The sequence below is a fragment of the Enterobacter cloacae complex sp. IR5428 genome, assembly GCF_049238585.1.
GTDB lineage: Bacteria > Pseudomonadota > Gammaproteobacteria > Enterobacterales > Enterobacteriaceae > Enterobacter > Enterobacter intestinihominis.
The window spans coordinates 129593-138608 of the sequence record NZ_JBMKHV010000012.1; the positions used below are offsets into that span (position 1 = coordinate 129593).

Below are 9016 nucleotides of genomic sequence, written 5' to 3' on the forward strand. Positions count from 1 at the left end.
GGTAAGCGCGGCGCCAGCGGTGAACTGGCGCGTCTATTTTCGATATTCTTTTACAGAAAAGAGATTATAAATAGACCAGCGTAATCACCGCCTCGCCGTCCAGCTTGATCTCTTGCCCGCTGCCAAGCCCGTTGGCGACTGCGGCACTCACCTGTAGCGGAACAACCGCCGATGAGATCGGCTGCGGAATATCCGTGCCTTTTTGCACAAACGTATAGAAAAAGTCCTGCTGGGTCGGCAAGGGCAATAGCGTCGTACGCGTCCATGGACCATTTTTGGTCGCGGCCCCGGCGATCTCCACCTGAACAGCGGCACTTTCGTCGGCTGCCGTCACGCCTGACGCGTTAATTTGCACCCCATAACTGCCAATCGGCTTCTGCTCGCTGGTCAATCCTAAACCAAACAGGCGGGTCGTATCACGCACATAGGCACCGTTATTTATCTGGAATTTTACCCCTTCTTGCCCGGATTTATCTTTGCCAACGACCACGGAACTGGCGCGGGTATCACGCGCGGTAATCGCAACTCCCGTAGAAGATTCACACGTCACCGATAGTGTAAGATCGCGAGTACCAAGCTGTGTGAATGCGCTGGAGGAGAGCGACCCCGCATAGCGCGTGCCGAAATCTGCCACACCGCCATTGCTCAACGCCGGTGTACAGGCGGCAGCGTCAACGGTGACATCCACATCAATATTGACCGTATCAGTTGCCCATACCGCTGAAGCGGCAGACATTCCGCAGAGTAATAGCGCTATACGCTTTTTCATTGTACATCCATCCTTACGCGTAAATTTCCGCGCCACACTTCTCTGTCCGTAATATGGTTACTTTTGAAGCGCGGTTTGATGGTAAGCGTGACAGACGCCGTTTTTCCCCGCAGCTCCTGACCGTTGATAAACGCAATCCCTTCGTTAAGCGCTGGCGCGATCTCTCTCACGCCGCCATTGGTAACCCACGGGTCGCCGGCATGGATAGCCGCCAGATTGACTGTACGATCGTCCACCGTTGCCTGCGCGGCAGTAACGCGCATGACGCCGTTATCACCAAAACCAAATTCATGCCCTTTCGGTACGTTACTGCCCAGAAAGAGACGAATACGCGACGGTTCATCGCATATCACGTTCAGGACAATCTGTTTCTCCGGCATCTCAATCAACGTGTTCCCTTCCGCCTGGCGCTCTGCGGCACTCATACGGCCATAGCTGAGTTTTTGCTGGCTTGATACTAACTGGCAGTCAGCCATAGCATGCAGAGAAAACGCCATTGCGCACACGGCTAAAAAAAGCGCCTTCATTTACACACCTCATTGACAGTTTCATAGAATGTATCGGTATTTGCCTCTTTCGGAAGCTTCAGACCAAATGCACAGGTGCCGTTATCCAGTTTTGCTACCACCTGTTGAGCAGGTTCAACATCGTTAAAAAAGACCACGCCGTCATCCACTGAGGTCGTAAGATAATTTCCGTGCGAATCCTCAAGGGCGATCCCTTTCGGCAGCTTTTTACCGTTTGCCAGGGTAACGTTCACCAGTGCACGTCGCTGGGTTAACGCAGTAAAATCAAGATGCCCTACCGCTCCTTTGCCAAGCGTGACGACACGGGTTCCATTCCCGATATCCATATTTTTCGGCAATGTTTCCGTGTCCACTTCTACCCGCGCTGGGCGCCAGGCTCCCACTGACGGTACCACTGCCTGACCACGGAAGTCGGTCCATACCGGCCCCTGGGGCGTGTCAATCCTCACACCGGAGACGGGTTTATCCAGAGCAGCGATCGCGAACGTGTCGCGGATCGCCCATGGAGAGAACGTAACGCCTTGTCCATGAACCGCGATGCCCCCCTGTAGCGATCCTGAATAGCTGCGGCTATTCTCATTATCAGAACTGGCGCTCAGGCCAAGCTGCGTATAGTGAAGGTTGCTGCTTATCCCACCGTTTACATTATCGCGATTCGTGGCCTGATCGTGTTCAGCTCCCAGCGACCAGGATGTGGTATCACTTACAACGCCAAGCGCAGAGGCGCCATACCGCGTTTTATGGTCATCATGACGGCTGTACAGGCTAACGCTATTGCTGGCACCAAAAGGAATACTGAGGTTGACGTAGAACAGATCGCCATCATCCTCATTCTCCTCATCTGCACTCAACTGATGTTGCCAGTTCATGGAAATCGTGGCGTACTTGAATGACTTGTTCCAACCCGCAGAGATGAAGCGGGAATCATCTGACTTATCATAACCCTGCGTTTGGTAGTAGCTGGTGCTAAGCGTGCCTAAGTAGGGCACACTCCAGGTCAGCCCAGCGGAATACTCATTTTTATTACCGCTGTCGAAATCATCATCCAGTGCTTCAAAAAGTTCGCGATAGTCTTGCGATTTATGTGTAACAGAGGCGTTAGCCCCCATGCCAAATGCGGGGTCAGAACTCCATGTTGCCGATAGCGTGTACCTCTGCCCTTTCAGTGAATCTTTCGAATCGTTGGACTGGTTCGCCTGGAGTGAAACAAGCCAGGCTGGTAGCGGCACTGTATCAAGGCTGGTGGCGACAGCCTGGTAATCTTCGCCTACGATTGAGCCTGCGTTGACATTCACCCGTTCGCTTAGTTTCCAGCCTCCAGAAAGGCTGGCTACCCATGGCGTTTCACTATAGCTATCGCTCACTCGTCCCAGCGCGAAGTGATATCCTGAAGGCGCCCCTGCGCTCTGGTTATACAGCGCTGCGGGCACCACATAGCTGTGCTGGCTGCCATCGGTTTCCACTACCGTCACGTTCAGATCGCTAACGCCGTTACGTACCGGCACATCGGTGAGATTAAACGGCCCGACCGGCACCAGTGTGCTGTACACCAGAACATTTTGCTGACGCACTTCAATACGGGCCTGAGGCGTATTGGCGATACCGGACACGCTCACTCCGCTACCGCCCTGTTGTAAGGCGCTCTCCGGTGAAAGCTCGATACCATAGATTCCCGTTCCCTGAAGAAGGGAGTTATTGATATTGACCTCGCCCGCCCTCAGGGTACTTTTCAGGGGGACAAAAGTATGCTGCAAATAGGTCGACGAGTTATTACTCTCGAATTCTCCGTCGCTCCGGCTCAGCAGTTGCTGAGTACGTAAGATCCAGTCGTCGAAATTGACCCCACCGTCCAGCATGGCCTGTGAATAGTCAGAGTGCCCGTCACCAAACTCATTGCGCGAGGAGAGAAGAGAATAATTCAACAGCGCAGCAGTGCCACCGGAAGTATAAGCTCCGATATCCGATTCGCTGTTTGCTACCCGATCCGCCGGTACAACCAGACTTAGAGATTCTTGCGCAGGCGAAGCCTCCACAATAGCGCTCGGGATATGACCGGTATAATCGTAGCAGCCGGACTCATAGTCAGAGGGAACTTTTAATCCTGCCTGCTCCATAAAAGGTTTGTCGAAACAGAGATCGCCGTTGTTGTCGAAACGAGCAATAACGTTGCCTTTATTATCACCATTCACCTTCAGAGCGACGGAAACGCTACCCGGTAAATACTTCGTCTTGCGAGAGAAATAATTTGATACGTCCGGGTTTATCCCCAGTGAACGAAGCGTTTCCTGATCAAAATTAATGGCAGCAGTCTCCATCTGCTGAGCCATCGCCTGGCCAGAACAGACCAGGCCAATGAGACAGGCGAGTAACGTTTTTTGCTGCATATCCTTTGCTGTCCTTATAGAGGCTTACTTCAAATCTGTAGTAAAGCGATCCCCTTTATAGCCGTAACGACTCGCCGGATAGAATTCAACTTTATTATCAGAGAAATTTGGTAATGTTGTTTTTATCGAGGTGTGAGGAAGGATGTAGGTCTTATCCAGCACACCCGCTTTTCCTGAGGGTAATGTTTTAAAGGATGCCGTTATACGAACAACGTAATCGCTGGGATTGTTGATAACCAGGCCATCGCCCTTTTTGTTCCATGTCAAAAATTTCCATGGCTGCGTCTCCTCAGGTAGACCCGCAGGATGAATTACTACAGGAAGATCCTGGCGGATAGTCAACGCAACTTTATCTTCTCCTTTCTCCTTTGGAGGAATGCCTTCGAACGTGACGCGTTTAAGTTCTTCATACTTCATGGGTTTGCTGGTTTGCAGCAGAAAACGCATTCGCTGTGTTTCCCCGGCGTCGACACGGACTACAGGTTGAGAAACGATTAAACGAATAGATTTATCGCTATCAGGTAAATCTACAATGTTTGTATAAAGCAATGCAGGTTGCGAATCCGTATTTTTAACATTCATACTGGCTTCGCCTTTTTGTGCATCGACTAATAAAACCGATGTTTCTGGAACCATACCGGTGGCACAACACTTTGTCGCTACAGCCAACAACGCAAGATATACAATTTTCTTCATGACTTTCCACTCACATAAATAAATAAAAATCATACCGGCATTATTTTTATTATTCTTGCGGCAGAGAAAGCTATTTTAATGCAAAAAAAGCGTGACAATGGCTTTTAAATACTCTAACCATTGCCACGTTAATTAAGCGTTAAATTATTAGAGATATACCAGACTAATGGTTGCGTTACCGTCCAGCGTAATTACGTCAGTCGTACCTAATACCGAGTTATCCTGCACTGCAGAGGTAACCAGCAACGGCACGCTAAGCTGTTTGAAGGCTTTTGGCTGCGTGGTACCGGCTGTTGCTACGGTATTCGCTTTTTGGTAGCCCGTGCAGCCATTAAGCGAGCAGAGGTAACCCAGGCCTGGCGCAACTTTCTCCCAGGAACGCTGGCCTTCAGTGATGCTCCCTGTTACCAGGGTGTCAACATTCGCGCCATCCGCTGTGACCGCTTCAGTATTGATGGCAACGGTGTAAGCACCAATGCTCACGCCAGCGGTGGTTTTACCCAGACCAAAGGCACCAGCGGTGTTGCTGAAGTCTGATTTATCCGTACCGCTACCTGCGATAAACGCGGTTGAAGACAGGTTAACGCGACTGTCCAGGCGGTTATCGGTGGAGGTAAAAGCAACGCTCATGTTGCTTTCGCAACTGATATTTAGCGTGATGCTTTTCTGCCCCAATTGTACCAGCTTGTTTGTCGCACCGGTCGGTGCAATATTTTGGTTCAGTACCGTTCCATAATCTACAACGCCGCCATCAGGCAGGGTCGGCGTACATGCAGCCGGGTTAATCGTACCGACAACTTTCAGCGTAACATCGTTAGCGGCCTGGGCAGCAAAAGCGGATAAACCGAAGGCTACGGCGACGGTTGCTGCCGAGAGTACTTTTTTAAATTCCATTATTTTCATTTCCCGATTTATTTTCTACAGCATTTAGCAATAACGAATATCAAAGATAAACAAGGCTCAGCGTGGCATTACCGTCAAGCGTGATAGTATCGCCTGTACCCAATACAGTGTTGTCCTGAAGCGCAGTCGTAATGCGTAACGGCATATTCATAACTTTAAAAGCTTTTGGTGTGGTGGTTCCCGATGCAGCAGCCGTAAAGACACGTGTCTGGCCTGTGCCACTGTTAACTGGTGCAAAAGCACCCGTACTGGATTTTACCCAGGTATAATTTGATGTATCGGTACCTGTGGCTGCAATGAGATCAGCGACAACACCATCTGTTGTTGTATTAACGGGATCTGCTGCAATGACATAGGAGCCAATATTCACACCCGCACTCGTTTTACCCAAGCCATAGGCGTTTCCTGAAGCGTTAGCATTTACATTATCGAAAAACCCATTTTCAATATAAGCGGCGCTCCCCAGGCCCACACGAGTATCATGGCGGTTATCCGTAGAAGTCACCCCAACGCTGGTATCGCTGTCACAGGTAATAGTGAGAGTAATACTTTTAGCCCCCAACTGAACCAGTGTATTCGCCGTGCCAGTTGGATTGATGGTAGAAGCTGGCATTGTGCCATAATCTACCACTCCACCGTTTGGCAGTGAGGGTACGCAAGAACCAGGAACGATATTACCAATAACTTTCAACGTCACATCATTAGCAGCGTGTGCATTTGACATGGCGAGGGCTGCACAAATAGCAGCAGATGAAAATAATTTTTTAAAAGTGATATTCATAATTTGTCCTTAAAAGAAAATCCGTTTTTGTTAACGCACATATATATTTTCACAGGGTGATATCGGATACAATCAAATTAAAATAAAACATTATTGAAGATAAATTTAACTGTCCTACAGAAAATAACCCAACAAGATTAATCCCATGCCAATTAATAGACCTATATCTTTTGCAAAGACACAAGTTTTTTAGAGAGTAATTTTATGCAGAAAATAAAAAAACCTGCACAGCTGTGCAGGTTCGGAAAAAATATTGTGCTTTATGAAGTTTATTTGACGACACGGAGTGCCGGACGACCACCGCGCGGAGGCGGATCGTCATCAGGGTCATTGTCGTCGTGATGATCGGGTTTATCGCCATCAATCACAGACATTACCGTGTCGCTTTCACGTTCATCGGATGTCCCATCATCGTTCAGGCTGGCGACCTCTTCATCATAAGCCGCTTCCGGTTCGAACATGGTACCTGCACCGTTTTCACGGGCGTAGATAGCCAGAACCGCAGCCAGCGGAACGGAAACCTGACGCGGCACGCCGCCGAAACGCGCATTAAAGCGCACTTCGTCGTTCGCCAGTTCCAGGTTACCCACTGCACGTGGCGCAATATTCAGTACAATCTGTCCGTCGCGTGCGTATTCCATTGGAACCTGCACGCCCGGCAACGTCACATCCACAACCAGGTGCGGCGTGAGCTGGTTATCCAGCAGCCATTCATAGAAGGCGCGCAGCAGATACGGACGGCGTGGTGAAAGTTGTGACATTTCCACAGTCATTAGCCTCGGCCGAGACGCATTTCGCGCTCCGGTTCAGTTAAGGATGCCAGGAAAGAGTCGCGTTCGAATACGCGAGTCATGTAGCCTTTCAGCTCTTTCGCGCCAGGACCGCTGAATTCTACGCCCAGGGTTGGCAGGCGCCACAGCAGCGGTGCCAGGTAGCAATCTACCAGGCTGAACTCATCGCTCAGGAAGAAAGGTTTTTGACCAAATACCGGCGCAATCGCCAGCAGCTCTTCACGCAGCTGTTTACGCGCAGCATCCGCTTCTGAAGAGGAACCGTTAACGATAACGTTCATCAGCGAGTACCAGTCTTTCTCGATACGCTGCATGTACAGGCGGCTTTCACCACGCGCAACAGGGTAAACAGGCATCAGCGGCGGATGCGGGAAACGCTCATCCAGGTATTCCATAATGATACGGGATTCCCACAGGGTCAGCTCGCGATCCACCAGCGTCGGTACGCTTTGGCTCGGGTTGAGATCGATCAGATCCTGAGGCGGGTTATCCTTTTCCACATGCTCGATCTCAAAACTGACACCCTTCTCGGCCAGCACGATACGAACCTGATGGCTATAAATGTCAGTAGGACCAGAAAACAGCGTCATTACCGAACGTTTGTTGGCAGCGACAGCCATGAAAACCTCCAGGTATATTCAGAATTTTTACTGCTACCAGCCCAACGGGGCCAGCCAGATGATGTATCGCCCATCCCAGAGAAAACACATTGTTCAAGAATCGAACAAAAATCGAGTATTCACCGATATTTGGGCATAAAATTGGATGATAGTTTACCAGATTTTGATGGCTTTGTGGTGAGGGGATGCCGGAAATGTGGAAAAAGAGAAGATATATGAAATGTTACTGTGGATAACCTGCGCATTATCCATAAAAAAACCCGCCGAAGCGGGTTTTTCGCCAATCGTTCTGCGTAAGCAGAATAGATTAACGTTTGGAGAACTGTGGACGACGACGTGCTTTACGCAGACCCACTTTCTTACGTTCAACCTGACGAGCGTCACGAGTAACGAAGCCAGCTTTACGCAGTTCAGAACGCAGGGATTCGTCGTACTCCATCAGCGCGCGGGTGATACCGTGACGGATCGCACCTGCCTGACCGGAGATACCACCACCTTTAACGGTGATGTACAGATCCAGTTTTTCTACCATATCAACCAGTTCCAGCGGCTGGCGAACTACCATGCGGGCAGTTTCGCGACCGAAGTATTGTTCCAGAGAACGCTGGTTAATTACGATTTTACCACTGCCCGGTTTAATGAAAACGCGAGCTGCGGAACTTTTGCGGCGACCAGTGCCGTAGTATTGATTTTCAGCCATTGCCTATAATCCCGATTAGATGTCAAGAACTTGCGGTTGCTGTGCCGCGTGGTTGTGCTCGTTGCCTGCGTAAACTTTCAGTTTACGGAACATAGCACGACCCAGCGGGCCTTTTGGCAGCATGCCTTTAACCGCGATTTCAATCACACGCTCAGGACGGCGGGCAATCATCTCTTCAAAGGTCGCTTCTTTGATACCACCGATGTGGCCGGTGTGGTGGTAGTACATTTTGTCAGTACGCTTGTTGCCGGTAACAGCAACTTTGTCAGCGTTCAGAACGATGATGTAATCACCGGTATCAACGTGCGGAGTATATTCCGCTTTATGCTTACCGCGCAGGCGACGAGCCAGTTCAGTAGCCAGACGGCCCAGAGTTTTACCGGTCGCGTCAACAACATACCAGTCGCGCTGTACGGTTTCTGGTTTAGCTGTAAAAGTTTTCATTAAAAGCTTACCCAAATAATAAGTTACACGTTGGTGAACACCCAAACGTTTAGTCAGTTGAGGTTCACACGACAAAGTCCGGCAAACCTACCCCTTCGAATAGCACATGCCGACACATAGAAAGTTTCGGGAAAAAAACCTTCTCGTAACGTGGGGTCGCAAGATTATAGAGAAGTTGAGGTCAAAGATCGACCCTTAAATGTGATTTGGGATGGGTTTTTCGGGGCTACGTATTGTGCGGTCTGGTGCCCTCACCCCCAGCCCCTCTCCCACGGGGCTGAGGGTTCCCCACAAATTAATGCGAGCACTGAGCAATCCCCTCGCCCCTCCGGGGAGAGGGTTAGGGTGAGGGGAACATACGGCGGTGGTGGTCATTCCGTTCACTTTATGTTCCTTGCTAC

General features: G+C 50.0%; 10 protein-coding genes. All 10 read right to left on the bottom strand.

What is annotated here, in order from left to right; translation table 11 throughout:
* Nucleotides 1–64 precede the first annotated feature (64 nt).
* On the bottom strand, nt 65–769 hold the full coding sequence (locus tag ACOTXC_RS17675) for a DUF1120 domain-containing protein (RefSeq protein WP_240183875.1): 705 nt from the start codon (nt 767–769) through the stop codon (nt 65–67).
* Nucleotides 766–1296 (bottom strand): hypothetical protein, encoded by a 531-nt coding sequence (locus ACOTXC_RS17680; RefSeq protein ID WP_023307075.1) that lies wholly within the window; start codon nt 1294–1296, stop codon nt 766–768. The genes ACOTXC_RS17675 and ACOTXC_RS17680 overlap by 4 nt, the downstream gene beginning before the upstream one ends.
* Nucleotides 1293–3680 carry a fimbrial biogenesis usher protein gene (locus tag ACOTXC_RS17685; protein WP_023298733.1) on the bottom strand — a complete coding sequence of 796 codons (2388 nt, stop codon included), beginning with the start codon at nt 3678–3680 and terminating at the stop codon, nt 1293–1295. The genes ACOTXC_RS17680 and ACOTXC_RS17685 overlap by 4 nt, the downstream gene beginning before the upstream one ends.
* A 24-nt stretch (nt 3681–3704) precedes the next feature.
* Nucleotides 3705–4376, bottom strand: a complete 672-nt coding sequence (locus ACOTXC_RS17690; RefSeq protein ID WP_421767865.1) for a fimbria/pilus chaperone family protein — start codon at nt 4374–4376, stop codon at nt 3705–3707.
* Nucleotides 4377–4523: 147 nt separating this feature from the next.
* Nucleotides 4524–5270 carry a DUF1120 domain-containing protein gene (locus tag ACOTXC_RS17695; RefSeq protein WP_022649550.1) on the bottom strand — a complete coding sequence of 249 codons (747 nt, stop codon included), beginning with the start codon at nt 5268–5270 and terminating at the stop codon, nt 4524–4526.
* Nucleotides 5271–5319: 49 nt separating this feature from the next.
* Nucleotides 5320–6060, bottom strand: a complete 741-nt coding sequence (locus ACOTXC_RS17700) for a DUF1120 domain-containing protein (protein ID WP_022649551.1) — start codon at nt 6058–6060, stop codon at nt 5320–5322.
* Between the two features lie 269 nt (nt 6061–6329).
* Nucleotides 6330–6827, bottom strand: coding sequence for a ClpXP protease specificity-enhancing factor (gene sspB / locus ACOTXC_RS17705; protein ID WP_032622090.1), 498 nt, complete (start codon nt 6825–6827; stop codon nt 6330–6332).
* A 5-nt stretch (nt 6828–6832) separates the two neighbouring features.
* A complete protein-coding gene (sspA, locus tag ACOTXC_RS17710; RefSeq protein WP_003860438.1) occupies nt 6833–7471 on the bottom strand; it encodes a stringent starvation protein SspA in 639 nt (212 codons plus the stop codon).
* Between the two features lie 307 nt (nt 7472–7778).
* Complete coding sequence (gene rpsI / locus ACOTXC_RS17715) at nt 7779–8171, bottom strand: 30S ribosomal protein S9 (RefSeq protein WP_003860436.1); 393 nt, start codon at nt 8169–8171, stop codon at nt 7779–7781.
* Nucleotides 8172–8186: 15 nt separating this feature from the next.
* Nucleotides 8187–8615, bottom strand: a complete 429-nt coding sequence (gene rplM / locus ACOTXC_RS17720) for a 50S ribosomal protein L13 (RefSeq protein WP_003860434.1) — start codon at nt 8613–8615, stop codon at nt 8187–8189.
* Nucleotides 8616–9016 lie beyond the last annotated feature (401 nt).